The 21,241-nt window shown below is 67.6% G+C and carries 13 protein-coding genes; 8 read left to right on the forward strand and 5 right to left on the reverse strand.

Annotated features, from left to right (window positions below; translation table 11 throughout):
* Positions 1-61: 61 nt before the first annotated feature.
* The gene (locus PLE19_09250) at positions 62-3,037 is read right to left on the reverse strand and encodes a discoidin domain-containing protein (protein ID HPD15125.1); all 2,976 of its coding nucleotides are present in this window, start codon (positions 3,035-3,037) and stop codon (positions 62-64) included.
* Positions 3,038-3,266: 229 nt separating this feature from the next.
* Here PLE19_09250 and PLE19_09255 point away from each other — a divergent pair, with 229 nt between their 5' ends.
* Positions 3,267-5,561, forward strand: coding sequence for a right-handed parallel beta-helix repeat-containing protein (locus PLE19_09255; protein ID HPD15126.1), 2,295 nt, complete (start codon positions 3,267-3,269; stop codon positions 5,559-5,561).
* 161 nt (positions 5,562-5,722) lie between these two features.
* Here PLE19_09255 and PLE19_09260 read toward each other — a convergent pair whose 3' ends face one another.
* From PLE19_09260 to PLE19_09270, 3 genes are read right to left on the reverse strand one after another with little or no spacing between them, the layout of a single operon-like run.
* Positions 5,723-6,259 carry a cysteine peptidase family C39 domain-containing protein gene (locus PLE19_09260; protein HPD15127.1) on the reverse strand — a complete coding sequence of 179 codons (537 nt, stop codon included), beginning with the start codon at positions 6,257-6,259 and terminating at the stop codon, positions 5,723-5,725.
* Positions 6,256-7,035 carry an N-formylglutamate amidohydrolase gene (locus PLE19_09265; protein HPD15128.1) on the reverse strand — a complete coding sequence of 260 codons (780 nt, stop codon included), beginning with the start codon at positions 7,033-7,035 and terminating at the stop codon, positions 6,256-6,258. Before PLE19_09265 ends, PLE19_09260 begins: the two co-directional genes overlap by 4 nt.
* Positions 7,036-7,060: 25 nt before the next feature.
* The gene (locus PLE19_09270; protein ID HPD15129.1) at positions 7,061-9,190 is read right to left on the reverse strand and encodes a LamG domain-containing protein; all 2,130 of its coding nucleotides are present in this window, start codon (positions 9,188-9,190) and stop codon (positions 7,061-7,063) included.
* A gap of 167 nt (positions 9,191-9,357) precedes the next feature.
* On the opposite strand from PLE19_09270, the gene PLE19_09275 reads away from it, so the two are divergent.
* The 4 genes from PLE19_09275 (at position 9,358) to PLE19_09290 (ending at position 14,780) form a co-directional block, all read left to right on the forward strand.
* Positions 9,358-10,221, forward strand: a complete 864-nt coding sequence (locus PLE19_09275; GenBank protein ID HPD15130.1) for an NAD(P)-dependent oxidoreductase — start codon at positions 9,358-9,360, stop codon at positions 10,219-10,221.
* Between the two features lie 168 nt (positions 10,222-10,389).
* Entirely contained in the window at positions 10,390-11,520 is a 1,131-nt protein-coding gene (locus PLE19_09280; protein HPD15131.1) for a DUF362 domain-containing protein, read from the forward strand.
* Positions 11,521-11,607: 87 nt separating this feature from the next.
* A complete protein-coding gene (locus PLE19_09285; GenBank protein ID HPD15132.1) occupies positions 11,608-13,029 on the forward strand; it encodes a twin-arginine translocation signal domain-containing protein in 1,422 nt (473 codons plus the stop codon).
* 188 nt (positions 13,030-13,217) lie between these two features.
* Entirely contained in the window at positions 13,218-14,780 is a 1,563-nt protein-coding gene (locus PLE19_09290; protein ID HPD15133.1) for a hypothetical protein, read from the forward strand.
* 48 nt (positions 14,781-14,828) lie between these two features.
* On the opposite strand, the gene PLE19_09295 is transcribed toward PLE19_09290, so the two are convergent.
* Positions 14,829-19,223 carry a carbohydrate binding domain-containing protein gene (locus tag PLE19_09295; protein HPD15134.1) on the reverse strand — a complete coding sequence of 1,465 codons (4,395 nt, stop codon included), beginning with the start codon at positions 19,221-19,223 and terminating at the stop codon, positions 14,829-14,831.
* A gap of 158 nt (positions 19,224-19,381) precedes the next feature.
* Between PLE19_09295 and PLE19_09300 the strand changes: the two genes are divergently transcribed.
* The 3 genes from PLE19_09300 (at position 19,382) to PLE19_09310 (ending at position 21,189) form a co-directional block, all read left to right on the forward strand.
* On the forward strand, positions 19,382-19,594 hold the full coding sequence (locus tag PLE19_09300) for a type II toxin-antitoxin system VapB family antitoxin (protein HPD15135.1): 213 nt from the start codon (positions 19,382-19,384) through the stop codon (positions 19,592-19,594).
* A complete protein-coding gene (locus tag PLE19_09305) occupies positions 19,578-19,994 on the forward strand; it encodes a PIN domain-containing protein (protein ID HPD15136.1) in 417 nt (138 codons plus the stop codon). The genes PLE19_09300 and PLE19_09305 overlap by 17 nt, the downstream gene beginning before the upstream one ends.
* 199 nt (positions 19,995-20,193) lie before the next feature.
* Positions 20,194-21,189, forward strand: coding sequence for a Gfo/Idh/MocA family oxidoreductase (locus tag PLE19_09310; GenBank protein ID HPD15137.1), 996 nt, complete (start codon positions 20,194-20,196; stop codon positions 21,187-21,189).
* Positions 21,190-21,241: the final 52 nt, after the last annotated feature.

Genomic DNA, 21,241 nt, shown 5'->3' on the forward strand with positions numbered 1-21,241 from the left:
GGGGGCCCTTCTCCGTTTGGGGTCCTATCCTTACTATCAGTCCTGATGGGCCGGGCGCGGCTCACGGCTTCGCGGCCACGGGCCCCGGGCGGGAAGTGCGCTCCAGATAATCGGGCCACAGCGGGCAGTTGAAGTCAATCCAGGCCTTGATGGCGCGCAGGCCGGCCTCGGGCACCTTCACGGTCTCGTGGTCCTTGTCTCCCAGCACCGTCCACAGGCGGCTTTGCAGGGTGCCGAACGAGAGCGGCTCGGCCTTGAAGTGCCGCATGCCGTAGGTGAGGTCGAAGTAGTGCACCCACCCGCCCTGGATCAGCGCGCGGTAAGAGGCGGGGACGCGCTGGGCATCGAGGGTTCCGCGAAGGTCCAACCGCGCCTTCCCGCCGCCGTTGTGGCAGCGCACGCAATGGACGTCGAGCACCGGCTGCACGACCTTCTGGTAGTCGAAGGGGGCGGTTCCCCAGGGGGGCGGCTCGAGGGTGCGCGGCGGCTTGCGGAGGGCCAGGCCGGCCGCAGAGGGCGGCGAACTGCCGCGGGCCTCGTGGCAGCCGATGCAGCCGCGCCGCTCGCCCGGCTGGAGTTGCACCACGCTCCGCATCCGCTGCAACTCGTTGTAGTCGCCGTCGAGCAACTGGAAGTAGAGCACCTTGCCGGCCGGCGCCAGGAAGTTGGCCGAGCCGTCCTCCTCGATGGGCACCGTGCCCAACGACGCCTTGGCCACGTAGCTCGGCCAGCCCCCGCCCTCGCGCACGCGGTAGAGCCCGGGCTCGACCTCGGTCACCTGGCTCGGCCAGTTGTAGCCGGTCCGCAGCGGAGCCAGCGGCGCGTTCGGCGTCCGCGTGAGGTAGCTCGGCGTCGGGCCGTGCACCAGGTGGACCGGTGCCGCGTAGAAGTCCTGGAACGGCGGGTGGTCGGCGCGGAACTCGCCGCAGGGGAGGGATTCCAGGGTGGCCGGGACCTCCTGGGCGACGCGCAGGAACTTGGCCCTGCCGCGGGCGACGGCAGAGCCCAGGCCGAGGTAGACGTCGTGGACGGTGAACTGGCCGAGGCCCCGCTCGGCCAGGTCGGGGTCGAGGGTGGCGGGCAGCGCGGGCGGCCGCGGGCGCGCGCGCAGCGGAGTGGGCTGGTAGCTGCTGATCTGCGGGTCCACGTAAAGCAGTTCCCGGTTGCCGTAGCGGTCAATGACGTAGAGCCCCCAGTTGTTCCGGTTGTCGGGGTTGTGGGCCACGAGGAAGAGGTCGCGCGAGAGGGGATAGGGGTCGCGGAACGTTTCGCTGTGTGAGCGGCTCATCTGGTATTGTGGCCGCGTGTCCGGCGTGATGTTCGTTAGCGCCTCTGCGTCGTATGGTCCCTTGGCGAGGTCAATGAGGGCAATCGGCCCGCTGTGGTCGCCGTGGGACATGAGGGTGCAGACGATCTCGTGGGAACCCGGCACTTCGTGCGCCTGGCTGTAGCAGTTGGGGGTGTTGTTGCCGAAGACCAGTTCGGGGTGCGTGCCATCGGGGCGGATGGCCCACAGCGTGTGGCCGAAGTCGGCCCCCTTGTCGAGGTATTCGGAGCGCGTCCAGAGGATGCGGCCGCTGCGCATCACGGAGGGCTTCCACTCGCTGAGGTTGGCGTGGGACAGGCGCCGCAGGCCCGTGCCGTCGGGCTCCATGCGATAGAGGACGTATGCCTGCGGGCGCCAGCACAGGAAGCGTGCTGTGCATCGCGTGGTGTGGAAGGCCAGGCCGCCGTCGGGCAGGCACACGGCGTCGAAGTCGTGGAACGGCCCTTCGGTGAGCCGCCGCAGCCCGGTGCCATCGGCCTGTATGGCGTAGAGGTGCCAGTACGAGGCCCAGCCCTCTACCTCGGGCTTCTGGGGGCGGTAGGCAAAGTAGATGGTCTTCGCATCGTAGTCAGCCGCCGGCTCGCGCACGATGCCCGCGGAGCCGTCGAAGAGTTGCTCGACGCGCGCGCGATCTGGGCGCAGGCGGCCCCCCTCATCGCGGGGCACGTGCAGCACGAACACGCCGCCGCCCGGCTCCAGCACGCCGTCGAGGTGCTCGCTGTAGTTGTGCGACTCGAGGAAGGGGTGGCGCTTGGCGAACAGGATGCGCTCGAGGGGCGCCAGGGCGGGGTCGCGGAAGAACAGGTCGCGCTTCGCCCGCCGCGCGGCCAGGTACACGGCGTCGGAGGCCGGCTCTGCCGCGGCCCGGCGCCGCAGCTCGGCCGCCTGGGTCCGCTCGGCGCTCACGTCGAGGCCCTGGCCCGCGAGCCGCTCGATCATGTCCTCGAAGAGCACCAGCACGCGCTCCAGTGGCTCGAGTCGCGCGAAGCGGCCCCAGTAGGGCGCGCCGCCCGGCAGGGCAGGCCGGTCCACCCGCAGCGGCGAGAGATGATCGTCCGCAGGAATCCGGCTCAGCGTCGCCCGCTCCCGCTGGAAGGCGTAGTGGAGCAAGCCGTCCCAGCCCTTCCCGGGCAACTGGTCCACGGGGAGGCCGGGGAACCGGCTGGGCTGGGCGACTCTGGCAGCGTGCTTGGCCACGGACTTCCACTCGCGGCCATCCTGCGAAACCAGCACCTCGAACGCCACGGGCACGCGGTCGGCGTAGCGCCCCTTGCGGTCGCGCGAGAAGACGACCTTCGCGACCTGTGCGGGTCTGGACAGCTCGATCTGCGCCCACTCCTGGCCCGTGCCCGCGGCGATCCAGCTGCGGTCGTTCCCATACTCGCCGTCGTTCAGGTGGGCGATCTGGTGGATGGCGTAGCCGGGGAGGCACGACGAGGCCGAGGCCTTGGCACCGTGCTTGGCCAGCGCTAGGTTGGCCGTGCCGTCGGGGCCGTAGACCTCCAGCTCATCAATGCACGCCTGGCTCGCCGAGCTGGCGAAGATGACGAGGCGGACGAACTTCGCCTCGCACGTGGGGAAGGCCACGGGATTCGGCTGGTCGGCGCGGATGGCCATTTCGCCGGCCATCGCCGCCCCGACCAGGCAGAGCGCGACGGCCATCAGCGGCCCGCTGCCCCGAACGCCGTCATGCCGAGCTCGCCGTACCATCTCTCTTCTCCTGGCATGCGTGCCTGCCAGGATCCTACGCCATCTGCTTGACGACTTCAAGTTGATCTTCCGGCGGCGGAATGGTCCAATCACAGGCGCCCTCCCGAAGGTTTCAATACCTTCGGGAGGGTAAGGCCCGGGGTTCTCGGCTCGGCGTATCATCAGCCTCCCGCAGGTATTGAAACCTGCGGGAGGGAGTTGCCCCCATTCACCGGCGGAGCACAACAACGTGCGTTGGCTGGCCCTCCTCGTCATCTCAGCCGCTCTGGCCGAGGCCGTGGAATACCACGTCGCCCCGACCGGCGACGACAAGAACCCCGGCACCGCGGACAAGCCGTTCCGCACCATCCAACGCGCCGCCAGCATCATCAGGCTCGGCGACACGTGCCACATCCGCGGCGGGACCTACCGCGAGACCGTCCAGCCCTGGAAGTCCGGCCAGGAGGGCCGCCCCATCCGCTTCGTCGCCCAGAAGGGCGAACAGGTCGTCGTCTCAGGCGCCGACCCTGTCACAGGCTGGAAGCGTTACAGGGGCAACATCTGGAAGGCCGACATGCCCTGGAGCCTCGGGCGCAACAACCAGGTCTTCTTCGATGGCCAGATGCTCCCCGAGGCCCGCTGGCCCAACGACACGGATGGCGACCCGTTTACAGCCGACGGCGCCCCGATCAGCACGGGGGGCGACTGGGGCCTCTCGTGCGACCTGCTGCCCGACACCCTGGCCACCGATGCCTGGCAGGGCGGCGTGGCCTGGGTGATGGCCGGCGCGCGCTGGACCAGCTTCACCGCCACCATCGCCAGCTACAAGGCCGCCGAAAAGAAGGTCCTCTTCTCCATCCCCGACCCCGCCTGGGTGCGCGAGCACATGAACCCGCGCCGCGGCGGCGAGTTCTACCTCGTCGGCTGCCTCGCCGGCCTCGATGCTCCAGGCGAGTGGTATTACGAGAAGGGCGACTCGACCCTCTACCTCATCCCGCCCGTGGACGATGACCCCAACAAGCACGAGGTTCTCGCCCGCCGCCGAACCACGGCCATTGACCTCAAAGGCCGCTCGCACATCCAGTTCGCCGATATCCACATCCACGCCGGCGGGGTGGACATGGACGACGCGCACCGCTGCCTCATTGAGCGGATGCGGGCCACCTACATCGCCCACACACGCGGCGGGCAAACGGCCGCATCGCTCAACGAGAAGTGCGCCCTCTACATCGCCGGCGACGGCAACACCATCCGCGACTGCGAGATCGCCTTCAGCGCGGGCGACGGCATCCGCGTCGGCGGCAACGATAACCGCATCGTCAACTGCTACATCCACCACACCAGCTATCTGGGCTCCTACGGCGCCCCGCTCGCCCTCTCAGGCACGGGCCACCTGGTGAGCCACTGCACCATCCACGACACCGGCCGCGACGGCATTCTCCTCGGCGGGCAGGCCCACATCGTGCAGTTCTGCGAGGTCTACAACACCGGCCGCCTCGCCCGCGACACCGGCCTCCTCTACACCGTGGGCAACGACGGCGGCAACACCGAGATCCATCACAACTGGTTCCACGACAACAAGGCCGCGGGTCTCGGTCTCGGCATCTACCTCGACAACTTCACCTCCAACTACCTCGTCCACCACAACCTCGTCTGGAACTGCGATGACCCGCTGCGGCTCAACAAGCCCTCCACCTACAACCTCATCGCCAACAACACCCTCGTCGGCCCCGTCGCCAACTGGGGCCGCTGGGAGACCGACCGCATGTTCGCCGTGCGCCTCTACAACAACCTCGTCGCCAAGGGCATCCAGAAGCATCCCGACCTCATCCTCTCGCACAACGCGGCCAATGCTGCCTTCGACACGGCCAGCATCCGCACGGGCAAGGATCGGCCGGGCGTGGACGTGGGCATCGTGGTCCCCGGCATCGCCGACCAGTTCCTCGGCAAGGCTCCCGACTGCGGCGCCTACGAGAAGGGCGACGACCCGCCCTGGAAGCCGGGCCACGACTTCGCCCTCGCGCACCGGGCCGCCTACAAGCCCCCGAAGACGCCGCTCCGCAACCACGTGCGCAACGGCTCGTTCGATCTGAACCGCGTCACCACCCTCCCCGTCAACGACTCCCTGAATCCCTGGACCCTCACAGGCGCCAAGGCCGGCAAGCCGGTCCCCGGCCGCGGCGGCATCCAAACCCACTATGACGAGCGCGACTCCATCATCGGCCAGGGCCTCTGCCTCAGCGGCCCGTCCGACGACGGCGTGGAGCAGGAGATCACCACCCTCGAGCCCAACACGAAGTATCTCCTTGCCGGCTGGCTCAAGGCCAAGGACGCCGCGAGCATCCGCCTGGGCGTCCGCGGGCACGGTGGCGCGGAGGCGTTCAAAGCTGTCTCTGGGAACAAGTGGCAGCTTGTGACGCTCGACTTCACCACAGGCGCAGCGAACACGAAAGCCACCGTGTTCATAGCCAAGCCCGGTGCGGGTGCCGCCTTCGCCGACGACATCGGCCTCCTGCCCGCCTGGAAGCCCGAGCCGCCACACTGATCTCTGCCCGCTTCGCTGCCTCGGCCCCGCCGGAAGTGCTCGCGGGCGGACGCGGGCCTGCACTTGTGCCTCTCGCTCCGGAGCTTCAGCGGGGAGGCTGGCATCCCTGGTGGCCATCTTGATCTGAGAGGCGGGCGCGGAACGGCGTCGCGAGGAACCCATCAGTCCATGTGCTGGGCCTCGTCCTCGCCGCTCCCCACCGGCTCGCGGCCCAGCAGCACGATGGCGAAGTGCTGATACCGCCGCTTCGTGTGCGGGTGCATGTCGTGCCAGCGGACCAGGAACTCCTCCTCGGTGAGCCATGTGCGGCGAAACGATGCGGGGTCCTCGAAGATGATCACGCCTTCTACGTGGCCGATCACGACGGCGTAGTGCCCGTTGTCGTAGTCCCGGGCCCAGTCCTGGAGCGTCATGTACCTGTCGGCCCAGGCCTGGAGCAGCACGATGACGGGGTGTCCGTGGTCCACATAGGCTTTCACCTCGTCGAGCGAAAAGCCGTCGTGGGCGTGGACGTCGAAGCCCATGCGTCTGGCCACGGCGACCATCCGCTCGGGCGGCGTGCCGCCCCTGTCGGCGCCCAGTTCCCGGATCAAGGCGTCCTCGCGCACCTCGATGCCATAGTAGGCGAGCACGCTTTGAAGGGCCTTCGGGCCGCAGTCGAAGTCGAATGTCTGCCTCCCAACCCTCAGGTTGATCACCGGGCGGACTCCTCGTTCACGGTGCGGCGCATGGCGGCAAGGGCCTCGGCAAAGGCGCGCCGCAGGCGGTTCAACGCGCCGATGTTGGGGCTGCCGTCGGGGTTGCGGTAGAGGCTGTCGTTCGTCTCTTGGAGCAGCGCGGGGCAGCGGGTGCCCACGCGGCCCATCGCGTGGACGGAATGCGCCGCGCACACGTGGCCGTAGACGCGCCAGTACTCGGACTCGTTGACCGTGACCTTGACGTCGGGCAGGCGTCGGCGCAGTTCGGCCGCATAGGTTTCGATGTAGAGGTCGGGGCAGTAGGTGACCCTTCCGGCGTCGAGCGTCGAGTGCTGGAAGCTCATCAGCTCGATCTGGTTGGCGGCCACGCCGCGGGCCGTGATCGTCGAGTGGCCGTCGAGCAGGAACTGCCTGCCCCCTGCGATCTCGGCCTCGATCGCCGCGTGAAAGGGGTCGAGGTGCTTGCGCGCCATTCGCTCGCGGAGGGCGGCGTCTGGCTCGCGGCCCGGCTTGTAGACGGGGCGGCCGAATACGTCCTTCAGCGGCACGCAGTCCTCGATGTGGGCAGGGTGCCGGTTGGCCTCGAGGATCAGACTACAGAAGGGGAACACGATCTGCCCGTTTCCGAGCAGGTCGCGGAAGTCGTAGAGCCAGTTCGTGAACCAGTCCACGTTCCGCGCAAGGGCGGCGAAATCGTCAGCCAGCGCGTCCAGCGGCACCTCGGCTGGCACGGCGAGGCCGCTGTGAGGGATGACGACGAGCAGCTCCGCGAACACCGCTTCTCCTCCGTCTGGCCGCCGCTCAGCGGACCCCTCTCGCAGCGGCGAAGTGTTTGGCGATCTCCTCGGCCGAGAGGGCGCGGGGGAAGACAGCCACCTCATCGAGTTTGCCCGCGAAGTTGGCGATGTTGTCGTTCCGGCCGCCAAGGAAGATGGTCTCGCAGCCGTCGGGCGTCGTGACCGCGGCTTCGCCCGAAATCTCCTGCTTGCCGTCGAGGTAGACCGTCACCTTCCTGCCGTCGCGGACCAGGGCGACGTGGTGCCAGGTGCGAAGCGCGATGTCGGTGCTGCCGGTGAGTAGCTCCTGGGCGATGTTGCCGTTGAAGAAGATGAGCTTGCCCTGGGCGTCCTTCTTGCCGCCGATGCCGAGGTGGTCGCCGCGGGCCTCCTTGTCGCCATCGGAGCCGCGGGAGAAGAGGTAGCCGGTGACCTCCCGGGCGTCGGTGGGCAGGCCGTTCCAGAACCAGAACTCTACGGTGTAGGCGGGGCCGAGGCCATTGATGGCGGCCTTGAGGCGCCCGCCGGCGAAGTGGGGGCAGCGGCCGACGCGGCCCTCAAGGTAGAGGGCGATGCAGTCCTCATAGGTCGCGGGGCAGTTGCCCGCGGCATCGGCCGCGGTTGGGCCAACCATCTCTTCCATTCGCCAATAGGCCAGCGGCTTGGAGGCGAGGATGGCCTGGGCGTAGGGGCCATTCGTCACGGCCAGCTTGCGGCGGGGCTTGCCCGCGACCTCCTCGAGGCACTGGAGCACGGTCTCGACGATCTTCGGCTCGGCCTGGACCTCGAGGCCGGCCGTGCGGGCGGGCCACGTGGTGTAGCCGCCCAGCGTGTGCTGCTCGGGCGGCGGGATGTAGCCCTCGGCGCCATTCGCCAGTTCGATGTTCATGGTGGGCTGAAGCGGGCTCTGGGCCTTGAGCTTCAGCCCCGTGATGCCGAACACCTCGCACGGAATGGCCGTGATGCCCAAGTCTCCCACGCGAATGGCCTGGAGCTTGAGTTCGCGCGTCGGCTCCTGGTGCAGGTAGATGGCTTCCTTGGCATAGACCTCCTGTTGGCTGCGCGGCACGGGGCCTTGCATCTTGGCGAGGATGGCCTTCGCCCACTCCAGGCGCTTCTCGTCGGGGGTGCGGCGGCCGAGTGTGAGCTTCTTCTCGCAGGCCGCGAGCGTAGCGGAGTCGCGGTACTCGATCTTCTTGTGGGCCTCCGCGGCCACTCTGGCCACCGCTTCGGCGTACTGCTGAAGGCCGATGTTTTTCTTCGGTTGGCTGTAGTCCATCCAGTGCAGGTCGCCCGCGGTGCCCTGCGACATCAGGGCGACGAAGGGAGGCTCCAGCGTCTCGGCTCCCAGCATGGTGGCCAGCCTGGCGCAGAAGATGCCGAAGTAGTCGCTCGACACGGCGGCTGCGCCGAAGTAGTGCATCGAGAAGTTCGCCAGCACTGCGATGGGCTTCCCATCGGGCGACTGGACGGCGAGCAGCGTGAGGTCGGGGTCTATCGGTCCGGAGGGGCCGACGTGGTTCGGGCTCTGATAGCCGGGGTGCATCATGGCGCGGATATTTCGCTGGCCGAAGGGATCGGTGCCGATGCGGTCGGGACGCAGAATCCAGCGGCGGCAGTTGGTCCATTCGTGCGCATCGGCAACCGTCCAGCCGACCCGTGCGGGCGCGAGGTTCTTCGCCGCCTGGGCGATGCCTTGGACGATTCCGTCGCGCAGCACCGGCACGTAGTCCTCCTGCACGCCTGTGCCGAGCGCGCCCATCACCGACGGGGCGGAGTGCGTGTGGACGGCGGAGATGAGGATGTGGCTGGCGGGAATGCCCGTGGCTTTGCTGGCCAGTTCCTTCGCCTCGTCGCAGAACTCGCGGGTCATCATCAGCGTGTCCACGATGGCGAGGGCCACCTTCGTCGTCCCGTCGTCGAGCACCAGGCAGCGGGCGTGGAGCGTGCCCGCCGGTCCAGTCGCCTTGGCCTCGAGGAACCCGCCGCTCACGAGGACCGGCCACGTCTTCGGCATCACGTCCACCGCGCAAGCCCCTGCGCGGAACGCCCCCGCCCCCTCGCCCGCCGCAGAGGCCCTCGCGGGCAACACGAAGGGCGCGGCCGCCGTGGCCGCTGCCGTCATCACCAGCTCGCGTCGAGTCAGCGCCTCCATCGGCAAGACCTCCAACTTGACCCTGGCGGCCGTTTGTGCTCATACTCATGGGGCGTGCACGGCCTTCGAAAGCCCTCGGGCCGGTCTCCGCACGCGGAGCGTCGGTGTGCAAGTACGTACACCCTACCAGGCTCAGGGGCAGGCGTCAAGGCGCAGAGGAGCAGAGCGTGAAAACGGTCCTCGTCACGGGCGCGGCGGGGGTGCTGGGCAAGGCGGTGACGGCGCTCCTCGAACGCGAGCCGGGCGTACGGCTTCGGCTCACCGACGTGGTGCCGCTGGCGACGCGCCACGAGTTCCTCCAGGCCGACCTGGCAAACTGGGAGGAAGCGAATGGGCTTTGCCGCGCCGTGGACGAGGTGCTTCACATCGCGGCGATCCACCCGTGGAAGCAGTACACGCCGCAGCAGTATCTGGACTGCAATATCAAGGGCACTTACAACATCCTCCAGGCCGCGGCGGAGGCGGGGGTGAAGCGGGTCATCTACACCAGCAGCATCGCGGCGATGGGCTACCGCTACGAGCGGCCCGAAGAGCTGCCTTTCGACGAATCGCGCCCCTGCCGCCCGTGCGAGGATCTCTATGGCGTCTCGAAGCACGTGGGCGAGCAGCTCTGCGAGATGATGCGCCACCGCCACGGCATGCCCTACATCGCCTTGCGGCCCGGCACGTTCATCCCTCGCGACGAGACTGACCCCGCTTGGGGGCTTTCGCTGCTCACCCAGTGGCTCCACGTGTCCGACATTGCGATGGCGCACGTGCTGGCACTGAGGAGCGACCTGAGGAACGAGGCGATCATCATCACGGCCAAGGTGCCTTTCACAAGCGCCGACGCCCCTGCCCTCCTCAGCGATGCGCGGCCGGTGATCCTCCGCTACTTCCCGAAGGCAGCGCTCCTGGAGGAACGCGGCGTTCAACTCCCGAAGAAGATTGACCGCTGGTACAGCCTCGCCAAAGCCGAGCGGCTGCTGGGCTATGAGCCGAAGTGGAGCTTCGGCGAATGGCTGGAGAAGGCGCTGGCCAAGACCGCCTAGAGGAGCGAAGCCCAGGCCCCCATGACCTCTTCCGAGGGGGTCGAGAGAGCTTTCGGGGGCTCGGAGCCGCAGAGAGTGGGGGAGCCTGCATTGCGACAACAAGCCCTTGAAAGGTCGTTCGACAGGCTCACGATGACACGCCATGGGATGCGATGAGGCCACGTCAGGATGAACACAGTTGCCGTCGTGCAGAGCGGCGCTGACCACAGCAGCGCCCTGCACCGCGTGCTGGCGTTGGCGGAAGCCGACGACGTGATGCGGCCCGGCGACTCCGTGCTGATCAAGCCCAACCTCCACGCGGCGCAGCACTGGACAACCGCGGGCACGACCAACCCCGCCCTTGTCGTCGCTCTCATCGAGTGGGCGCGGGCGAGAGGGGCCGGCCGCATTGTGGTGGCCGACGGCTCATACTACGGCACACCCAAACCTGAGCAAGTCTTCGTTGACACCGGCATGGCCGCGGCAGTGGAGGCGGCGGGGGCCGAATGGGCGGCGATGCCGAGCCACGGCTATCGCGTCTTCGCCAACGCCTCGCCCCTTCTGCCGCCCGAAACCGGCATCAGCCAGTTCGTCTTCGAGTGCGACAGGCTCATCAACGTGGCCGTAATGAAGACGCACATTGACTGCCTCGTGACCCTTGGGATGAAGAACCTCAAGGGCTGCATCCGCAACGAGGACAAGCGCGCGTTCCACAACGATCTCGACATCAACCGCGCCCTCGTGGCCCTCAACCGCCTGATCACGCCCGACCTGACGATCGTAGACGGCACGCTGGGGATGGAGGGCATCGGCCCGCACGCCGGGCGGCCGGCGAACTTCGGCCACATCTTCGCCAGCCGGCACACGCCGTCGGTGGACGCCGTGGCGGCCTCGGCAATGGGCGTCGAGATCGCTGAAGCGCGGACCCTCCAGTACGCCTTCGAGGAGGGGCTGCTGGACCCCGCGGCCATCCGCGTCGTCGGTGTGCCCGTCGAGACCATCCGCCGGCGCTTCGAGCGCCCCTACGAGGCGATGATGCGCGAGCTGCCCGGCCTGCGCCTCCAGATGACCACCGCGTGCAGCGCATGCAAGCTCAACGTCATCCGCGCCCTGCGCGAGAACCGCCAGGCGGGCATCTCGCTCCCAGGGCGTCCTATCGCGATTGGCAAGGTTGTGGGCGAGGGCTCTGCACCCCGCGAACCCGACGCGATCCTCATCGGCCGCTGCGCCGCCGAGCACGCCGTCGGCCATCGCTACCTCCCCGGTTGCCCGCCCTCGGTCGCGCGAATCAAGGACTTCCTGGCCACTGTTTGCAGTTGACAACGCCTTGCTGGCGGGCTATAGTCGGCGCATGCCATAGCTGGTTCCGGCCGGCCCATTCGCCATCCAGGTCGAAAGGAGGGAACCATGCGCAAGAGTGTTACTCGCCGCGAGTTCCTCGCCGCGTCCGCGGCGGCCGGGGCGCTGCTGGCAGGTTCGTGGAGGGACCTGGTCTCAGGCGCCGACGGAGAGGATTGGCCGCCCAAGCTGCCGACCGTGAAGATCTACAAGGTGTTTGCCGGACGCACCGGCGGCCACTATCTCTCCAGGCCAACCGACGAGATCGGCAAGTTCAACCAGTACCTCGACGGCGTGGCCAGGAAGCTCGGCGGCGTGGAGTTCGTCGGCGGCGACCTGATCCCCGACGTGAAAGTCGAGGAGGTGGCCGCGAAGCTGAAGAACGCGGACGGTGCGCTGCTCTTCCACCTGTCGGGCCACGGCGGCGATGCTCCGGTGCTGAGCAAGCTGCTCGACACGGGGGTGCCTGCGGCGGTCTTCTCGCAGCCCTTCAGCGGCCACGGCTGGATGTACTTCCCCGCCCTCGCCAAGGCGGGCAAGAAGGTGGTGCTGCTGCCCACGAGCGACTGGGGCGAACTCGACCATATGGTCGCGCTGCTCCGCGTGCCGGCCTGGATGCGGCAGACCCGTGTGCTCGTGGTGGGCGGCCCAGTGGGCACCGCCGCGGCCTGTGACCTCAAGCAGGTGAAGGAGCGCCTGGGCACCGAGGCGCTCGTCGTGAAGAACGAACAGGTGCTGGAAGCGATGAACGCGGTGGACCTCAAGGCCGCGGAGGCCGAGGCCGAGGAGTACTGGCTCAAGCCGGCCCAGAAGCTCGTGGAGCCGAAGCGCGACGAGGTGATCCAGTCGGCCCGCATGTACCTCGCGGTGAGGGCCATGATGGCCAGAGAGCGGGCACGGGCCATCACCAGCTCGCACTGCATGGGCAACCCGCGCGGCTGCCTGACCTTCAGCAAGCTCAACGACGAGGGGCTCGTGGGCGCCTGCGAGGGCGATATTGACTCGACCCTCACCATGCTGATGTTCGGCTACGCGTTCGGCGTCCCCGGCTTCATCACCGACCCCGTGTTCGACACGGCGAAGAACGCCCTCATCCACTTCCACTGCACGTCCGCCACGAAGCTGGATGGGCCGTCGGGCAAGCGGCAGCCGTTCAACATTCGCTGCCAGACCGACACCCAGGGCGGCGTGGCCCTGGAGGTCGAGAACCGCGTGGGGCAGGTGGTCACGTGCGCCAAGCTCATCAACCTCGACACCATGCTCATCTCGACGGGCAAGATCATCGAGGTCACCCACAGCCCGCTGGGCTGCCGCACGCAGTTTGTTACCGAGGTCAAGGACGCGCGTTCGATGTTCCACAACTGGGGCGCCGGCGTGCTCAAAGGCGGCGTGATGGCGCTGCTGCACCGCGCCGTCTTCTACGGCGACCACACGCAGGACATCAGGCACCTGGGCGCCCTGATGGGTTTCAAAATCGTGGAGGAAGCCTGATCACCCACGCCACGGTCCAGGGCAGGTGGCCAGTCTTCTTGTCGTGAGCTTGTCGAACGACCTTTCGGGGGCTTGCCGCCGCGATGGAGCACCGCACTCTCAAATCGGCTGAGCCTGCTGGAAAATCCCTCGACAGGCTCGGGATGACACCCGTTCGAACTACCGCACAGCTCTGAAAGGAGACGGGCATGAACAGACCGATGGGTTGTTGCCGTTGCCCCCTCAGCCGCCGGGCGTTCCTGGGCGGCTGCGCGGCAGGAGCCGCTGGGCTGATGGGCTTGAGGGCGGGCGCGGCCGATGCCCCCGTTCCGGCCGCGGGCGGCAAGGCCAAGGTGCGACTGGCCTTCACTTATGTGCCCTCGACCGGCCCCATCTGGCCGAACATTGGCTACGACTTCGAGAAGCGCAAGAAGGAGATCCTCGACAAGCTGGTCCCCGGTTGCCCCAACGTCGAGTTCGTCCCCGCCGACGTCCTCAACCGCAAGCAGGCCGAGGAACTCATCGAGAAGGACAAGGACGCCGGTTTCGATGGCTACCTCGTCTTCCTCCTGGGCCTCTGGACCGGCGCCTCGGGCCTCCTCGCCACCACCGGCAAGCCCTCGCTGTTCGTGGATGACCTCTACGGCGGCTCGGGCGAGTTCCTCACGCAGCTTCCGGGCGTCCTCCGCTCGAAGAAGCCCGTCGAGTGGGTCTCGTCGTCGCGCCTCGACGACGTGGTGGCCTCGGCCAACTGCTTCGCGCTCCTCAAGCAGGGCAAGACCGCCGAGGACTTCGTGGCCGCGGCCAAAGCCGCCCGCCTGAAGAACTCCGCGCCCATGGGCGACATGACGGCCTGCAAGGAAGACAGGGTGCAGGCCCTTGACATGGCTGAGTGCCTCAAGCGCCTCAAAGAGAAGACCATGCTCACCGTCGGCGGCGGATGGGGCATGCCCGGCATCGCCAAGACCATCGAGGACGCCGTCGGCGTCAAAGTGGTGCCCGTGGACTTCAAGGAGTTGCACGCCGCCTACGAGGCCGCCGAGAAGGACGCGGCGGCGAAATGGGCCGACAAGTGGCTGAAGACCCCCGACACGAGACTCATCGAGCCCACGCCCGACGAGATTCAGCGCTCCGGCGCCATGTACCTCGCCATGCTGGACGTGCTGAAGAAGCGCAACGCCCAGGCCATCACCATCAACTGCCTGGGCGGTTTCTATGGCGGCCACATCAAGGCCTATCCCTGCCTCGGCTTCACCCAGCTCAACGACGACGGCCTCGTTGGCGCCTGCGAGGCCGACATCATGTCCACCATCACGATGATGGTTTTCGGCACCCTCACGGGCCGCCCCGGCTTCATCTCAGACCCCGTGGTGGACACATCGAAGAACCAGATCATCTACGCCCACTGCGTGGCGCCGCGGAAGGTCTTCGGCCCCAGCGGCCCCTCCAACCCCGCCGACATCCGCAGCCACTCCGAGGACCGCAAGGGCGCCGTCTATCGCTCCCTCCTCCCGCTGGGCTACATGACCACCACCCTCGAACTCAACTGCGGCTCGAAGCAGATCCTCTTCCACCAGTCCAAGAGCGTGGAGAACATTGACGAGGACAAGGCCTGCCGCACCAAGCTCGCGGGCGACCTCAAGGGCGACCTCGAGAAGCTCACCACGAACTGGGGCTGGGGCTGGCACCGCGTGACCTTCTACGGCGACCTGCGGCCCCAGGTCGAGGAGTTCGCCAAGGCCACGGGCATGAAGATCGTCGAGGAGGCGTGAACGGCTAACCTCCCGCAGGCTCGTAACCTGCGGGAGGTTCCGAGAGCCTCACCACCGGAAGAAGCGATACGGGTCGTCCCACTCCTCGGGCCGGTCGAGGTAGAGGCCGGCGAGCCAGCGGCCCTGCTTCGGCGGATCGCACGGCTCCATCCGCAGCTCGGCGAGCCACAGGGTGCCCGGGGCGCCGTGCCAGACCTGGAACTTCGTGCCCTTGGCCGCCGTGTCGTTGGCCTCCACAGTGAAGGTGAAGGCCTTCCAGGCATCGCCCGGGACGAACTCCTGGTAGTCGAAGAACTGCCGCCAGGTCGCGGTGTTCTGAACAACGAGGCTCACGCGGGCGCCTTTCATCCCCTCGGCCCTCGCCCGCAGCGAGATGCGATACCATTGGCCCTTCTGCATCGGCACGTCGTGCTGGGCGAGCATGATCGTGGCGGGCTTCTGGTCAACCGGCGCCGCAAGCGTGAGACACTGAGCGCGGCCTGCTCCACCCTCTGGTGGCGCAGACATCTTGCCGATGCCACCGCTGAGCTGCCAGCCGTCGGCCACACCGTCGCGGTCGGCATCGGCGCTGAAATCGCCGTTCTTCAGCAGATTGGCGGCCTGTGGACCGGCGCCCACTGGCTCGGCGAAGCGGGCGAGGAGCGGCGTCTCCGCCCCCACGCCCAGATTGCCCAGGAGCCGCGAGACAAGACAACTCACCCGCCGAAACGTGCGGCGGGTCGGTATCTTCTCGGAGTCGAACTGCCAGGGGGCCAATTGGCAGAAGACCACGTTGGCGTCCTTAGCGACTGCGAGGACACCATCGCCCACGACGGTGGCTCCCCCTGAGACGAGGTTCATCTCCCTGGGGTCGCGGTTCATCACATCGGCCGGTCCGATGCCGGCCAGGGGCGACTGGGCGCCGGGCGGCTCGAAGGTGGCCGCGATATGCTCGGCCCGCTTCAACGAAAGCGCGAAGGGCAGGAAAGCGGGCTCGTCGCGCTCGGCCAGACCGATGGCGAGCACTTGGCCCCCTTGCTTGAGCCAGGCGACGATGGCGGCCTTGTGGGGAGCGAGGGCGGCACCGCCGCCCGGGCCGACGACAAGCACCTGGCCGGGCTTGAGTTGGCCCGCGAACGCGGCGACGCGGATGCCCGCCTTCTCAAGGTGGGAGCGGCCGGCCGCGTCACCGGCATAGACTACCTCGCGCCTCGGAGCCGGTTTCCAGGAGCCGAGGTAATTGAACAGGTTGCGCACGATGCGTTCGGCCGCAGGATCGCTCTCCGTGCGGCCGGTCACGTCCATCTGGCAGAAAAGGACCATCCCCTTGCCTTCGCGGTACTCCATCAGCGGGCTGTATTGGAGGCTGTAGCCGCCATCCACGATGGGCAACCAGTCGCCGCAGGCGGGCTTCTCGATGAGGACGGATGCCACGTTACCGCGATTGCCGCAGCGCCAGAGGCGCGGCACTTCGAGGCCGCACCAGGCGACGGTGGGCGTCATGTTGTAGCGGCGGCTCAGTGTGTAGTTGAGACGGGACGGGAGGATGGTCGCCTCGCCGCGCCAGTCGCGCAGGTTCTCCACGGAGAGCCCGGCGAGCGCGGGGTGGTCGGGCACGCGGGGGAAGACCTGGCGTAGGCCGTACTCCGCGATGCGGAGCCCGAGCCGTTGTTCCAACGCCTCAGGCGTCTGCTCGAAGACCAGCACCCTCAGGCCGTCGCGCACACGGGCGAGGTCCGGCCCCGACCCCGTGGCGCTTAGTGCTCCTTTGCCAATGATGAGCAACTCGGTCTGTGGGCGGGGCATCTCCGCCCCGCGTATCTCCTCGAAGGCCACCCCCATCGCGCTCAGCAGCTTCGCCGTCTCGCCCTTGGGGTCGAAGAGCGCGATCTTGACCGCTGGTTTGGCGGTGGGAGGCGAGGGCAGGACGTGAACCACGAACTCATCGGCTTGCGTCTCCCCGGTGCCGAACTTCGCCGCCATCGAGAGCCTGTAGGCGCCCGGCGGCAGGTCTTGCGGCAGGAGGATGCTCAGCGGGATGCGAGCCTGCTGCCCCGTCTCGACGCTCACCTGCTTCGCGCCCTTCACCGCGTTGGGGAGCGCGAGCGTCCAGGAGCACTCGCACGTCACGGGCACGCGGGAGTTGTTGATGGCGATGATCTGCTTCTCGACCGTTTCGCCGGGGAGGAAGTTGTGGTCCTTGCTCGTGAAGCGGGCCGGCTTGCCCGCGATGTAGGCCAGGAGCGGGCCGTTGTTGCGGACAAGGGCCTTCGCGTCGGCTGTCGCCTCCCAATCCTTGAGGTCGTAGGCCAGGTCCATCCGCTCGTAACGGTCCTCGAGGTAGTCGGGGCTGAAGCCGGGGCGCTGGAGGTTGTCCCAGTCCACCCTCAGCTCCGTGCGGGCATTGCGGTCCATGCCGGGGCGCAGGCGCCAGAAGTGGCCGTGCTCCCAGGGGGAGTTCATGGAGACGCCCCAGGTGCGGAAGGCGCGCCAGTTGTCGGTGGTGTACATGGCGATCACTTCGTGGCGGTCGTCGAAGATGCGCGAGCCGATCTCGTGCGGATAGTCCCAGCGGCGCCAGCCTTCGCGGGCGCGGGCCTGCTTGGCCTCCCAGCGCAGGTTGGTCTTCTCGGCCTCGGAGAGCTTGTAGGCCCTGTCGCCGAGGAACTGCGCGCACCATTCGGCGAAGCAGAACTCCCAGGGGACGGCGGCGGAGCCGAACTCGCGTTTGCCCTTGAACCAGCCGCGATACATGGCGAAGTCCCAGGTGAAGGGTGCGCCGTACTCGCAGGTGAAGACCGGCTTGACGCCTTCCGTGGCCCAGTGCTCGAACCAGTCGGACATCTCCTGGATGGGCACGAAGTTGGGATAGAAATTGCTCGTGTGCATCGAGCTGAGGTTGCCGGAGGAGTGGTGGTAGATGATGCGGCTGGGGTCGAGCTTGTTGACGATGGCCTCGGCGCGGAGGGCGAGCTTGACGTTGTTGAGCGACCACGGGTCGCGGTCGGCGAACTTCCCGTCTATCAGGTCGGGGTTCATGTCCTCGGCGTAGCCCGTGGCGTTGTGGCTCATCGAGTAGAAGACCACGGAGGGGTGGTTGCCCGCGGCGCGGGTGTAGAAGGCGGCGTGGCGGGCATAGCCGTTGGCCTTGTCCGCGTCGTCCATCTTCCAGTCGTAGTGGCCGAAGTGGGGCTGGGAGAGGGAGACGAGCATCCCCACGTCGTCGGCGGCGCGGAGGATTTCCTCGAAGCCGAGGTGGGAGCCGGGTTCGCAGCCGTAGTTGTGGGTGTAGACGCAGTTGATGCCGAAGCTCTTGAGGCGAAGCAGGCTCTCCTTCGCCCCCTCATAGCTCGCCCAGGCCGCGCCCACCTGGGCGTTATCGAAGGGGACGGCGGAGAGCCAGATGCGGCTGCCATTCAGATAGAAGTCCCGCCCGTCAATCCCGAACTCGCGGAAGCCGAAACGCACGGGGAACGCGGCATCCAGCGCCTTGCCATCGCCATCGAGCAGAGACACGCGAGCGGCGTGAACATTCTGCGGTGTATGCGTGTCCCACAACTTCTCAGGCTTCCATTTGCCCGTGAAGGCGATACGGCCGTCCTTCACCTCGGCCCCCTTGAAGGGCTGGCTCGTGAACTCGACTTCGCTCGTAGTGCGGCCTTCAGGCCGTATCCTGGGCTCCGACGGGCTGAGGCCCGCACTACAAGCCGCGCGCAAGACGTAGGTCCTTGCCGGGTCAAGGCCATCGAGCGTCGCCTGGAACGTCACTTCGCCGTTGCGCACCGAGGTCGTCACCCGCACGTCGCCGATTCGCGCCCCCTCCGGCGTGCTGACGAGGAAGACATCTCCGCACAGGCCGCGCCTTGCGACGAAGCCCTTCGCCTGGCGAGCCGCGTTCGTGTCGTTGTAAGACAGCATCACGCCCTTGAGCGGCAGCGCCGTGACCAGAAGCGACAGCACGTGCCTGCCCTCCGGGCGGAGGGCCGCCGTGAGGTCCACCTCGCCTGCCGGGAACCGTATGTCGCCCGCCTTCTTGCCGTCCACGAAGACCGAGGCGAGCGAGTTCACGTAATCGGCGGCGAGCGCGATGCGCCGCCCGCTCCACTCCTTCGGAACCGTGATCTCCCGCTGATACCAGGCCGCCGTCACGCCGCTCAGCTTGTCGTTCTGCCAGCTTGGGTGGGGGAACACCGTCTGGCAGTCCTTCTGCATGTAGTCGGTGATGCCGGGCCAGGAGCCGGGCACCTTGAAGAGGCCCCAGCTGCCGGCCGCAGGCTGCGTGGCATCGGGCGCGGCCGGCTGCCAGCGCCACAGGCCGTTGATGCACACCCGCTCGCGCGTCGGCGTCGTCTCGCGGTACGCTTTCGCCAGGTCCCAGACGGGTCTCGGGGCATTCTCGGCGGCCCCAAGCCAGGTTGCGGCAACGAGCAGCGAAGCCACGGTAAACAACGAGGGCAGATGCATGGGGCTCTCCTCCAGTGGGCTTGAGGCCGCGCGCCTCTACCATCGCCGAATCGGGGCGGGAGATCAAGCCCTGGTTCGGTCGCACGGCAATTGCCGTTGACAGGCGGCCCAGGCAGTGATACGCTATGTGTAAAGGCTACACACTCAGGAGCAAGGCCATGGCAACGAATCTGGCGATTGACGATGCGCTGCTCGACAAGGCGAAGCGCGTGGGCGGCTTCCGCACCAAGAAAGAGACCGTCACCACGGCCCTCGAAGAACTGATCGAGCGCCGCGAGCAGCGCAAGATCATCAAGCACCTCGGCACGTTCGAGTTCCGAAGCGATTGGGACTACAAGCAGGACCGCCGCGGCCGTGAACATCGTCATTGACACCTGCGTCTGGTCGCTTGTGCTCCGTCGTCCGCGACCCGATGCGGCGAATGAGTGGGTTCGGGCCTTCCACGCGCATGTGACCCGGGGCGACGAGATTCACCTCATCGGGCCAATCCTCGAGGAACTTCTGGAGGGGTTGCGGCTGGCGCGCGATTTCGACCGCCTGGTCGAGGCCCTGCGGTCGTTCCCACTCGTCCCGTTGGGGCGCGACACCTATGTGGCCGCAGCGCGCCTCCGCAACGCGTGCCAGCGCCGGGGCGTCCAGGCCGGCCACACTGACGCCCTGATCGCTGCCGCCTGCATCGAGCAGGGTCTGCCGCTCCTGACCTCGGACACCGACTTCGCCCGCATCGCCGAGCACTGCGAACTCATCCTCCTGCCGCCCCTTCCTGCCTGAGACCGCCTCCGCGCGATAGGCCGACCGTGAGGGACCAGAGCGACCCAAGGGACGAAGGAGACATGCTGCACCTTCGCGTCCCTTGGGTCCCTTTTGTCCCCTGGGTCCCATCTGGCATTTGACAGGGCAGACGCCGCCCACTATGATCCCCTGCGGTGTGGGAGAGCAATCCTGCGTCGTGGCCGGAAAGGAGCCGTCCGTGATTCGCTGCGCGCTGATCAGTGGCAAGGGCATGGGCATTCTGCACGGGAAGAACTTCCACGGCCTGCCCGACTCCAAGGTGGTGGCCGTGTGCGACATGGACCCGAAGCTGCTGGAGACGGCGAAGGCGGAGTTCAAGGCGCCCGGCTTCGCGTCCATCGAGGAACTGTTGGCGGGCGCCGAGTTCGAGCTGGCATTGCTCATCACGAACGAGACGCGGCGCATCCCGCCGCTGCGCCAACTGCTCGCCGCCGGCAAGCACGTGTTCACCGAGAAGCCCCTGTGCGGCATGGAAGGCCAGTACCGCGTGCGCGAGCATGACGCCTGCATCGCCGCCGCCGCCATCAAGGAGTGGAAGGCGTCGAAACTCCAGTTCGGCATCAACTACAACTACCGCTTCTTCCGCCACTTCCAGCGCCTGCACAACGAGGCGGTCGAGGGCAGGTTCGGCACGCTGCGCCTCGTGCGCGCCCGCGCCCACTTCAACTGCTGGTCGCACGTGATTGACCAGATTCTCTGGACGATGGGCCGCCCCGAGTGGGTGAGCGTGTCGGGCAACCCCAGCGAGCCGGGGGGCTGGACGCGGTTCATTCGCATGCAGTGGGCCAACGGCGTTATCGGCGAACTCGACGGCTCGAACCTCTGGGGCTACGACGACCATCCGCTGCGCATCCAGATCTGCGGCGACACGGCTTACGGCGAGGCCCGCGGCCTGGACGGCTGGTATCGCCGCTGCAAGGGCAGTTCGTGGCCGACCGCGGTCGAAGAGACCTGGGAGGTCGAGCCCGGCGTGCAGGAGTACAAGGAATCGTTCGGCCGCATGGCCGCCGCCGTCATCGAGGCGATGAAGGCGGGCCAGCCCTTCCCCGCCGATGGCGACGCCGCGTGGAACGAGTTGCTCTTCGAGGCGGCCGTCCACCGCTCCGCCCTGCACGACGGCGCCCGCGTGCGCCTGGCCGACGTTGAAAAGGCCTGCATGGCCGAAGGCTGCTGAGAAATGCCCTGGGGGGAGCTTCTTGCAAGAAGCTCCCCCCAGCCCCCCAAGA

It is taken from the genome of Planctomycetota bacterium (assembly GCA_035384565.1).
In the GTDB taxonomy this organism is placed as follows: domain Bacteria; phylum Planctomycetota; class PUPC01; order DSUN01; family DSUN01; genus DAOOIT01.

What these genes read in the sequence shown, in the direction of transcription:
- PLE19_09250 (HPD15125.1), bottom strand. Translation starts at nt 3,037, where the DNA reads ATGGTACGGCGAGCTCGGCATGACGGCGTTCGGGGCAGCGGGCCGCTG.
- PLE19_09290 (HPD15133.1), top strand. Translation starts at nt 13,218, where the DNA reads ATGAACAGACCGATGGGTTGTTGCCGTTGCCCCCTCAGCCGCCGGGCG.
- PLE19_09270 (HPD15129.1), bottom strand. Translation starts at nt 9,190, where the DNA reads ATGGAGGCGCTGACTCGACGCGAGCTGGTGATGACGGCAGCGGCCACG.
- PLE19_09280 (HPD15131.1), top strand. Translation starts at nt 10,390, where the DNA reads ATGAACACAGTTGCCGTCGTGCAGAGCGGCGCTGACCACAGCAGCGCC.
- PLE19_09300 (HPD15135.1), top strand. Translation starts at nt 19,382, where the DNA reads ATGGCAACGAATCTGGCGATTGACGATGCGCTGCTCGACAAGGCGAAG.
- PLE19_09285 (HPD15132.1), top strand. Translation starts at nt 11,608, where the DNA reads ATGCGCAAGAGTGTTACTCGCCGCGAGTTCCTCGCCGCGTCCGCGGCG.
- PLE19_09295 (HPD15134.1), bottom strand. Translation starts at nt 19,223, where the DNA reads ATGCATCTGCCCTCGTTGTTTACCGTGGCTTCGCTGCTCGTTGCCGCA.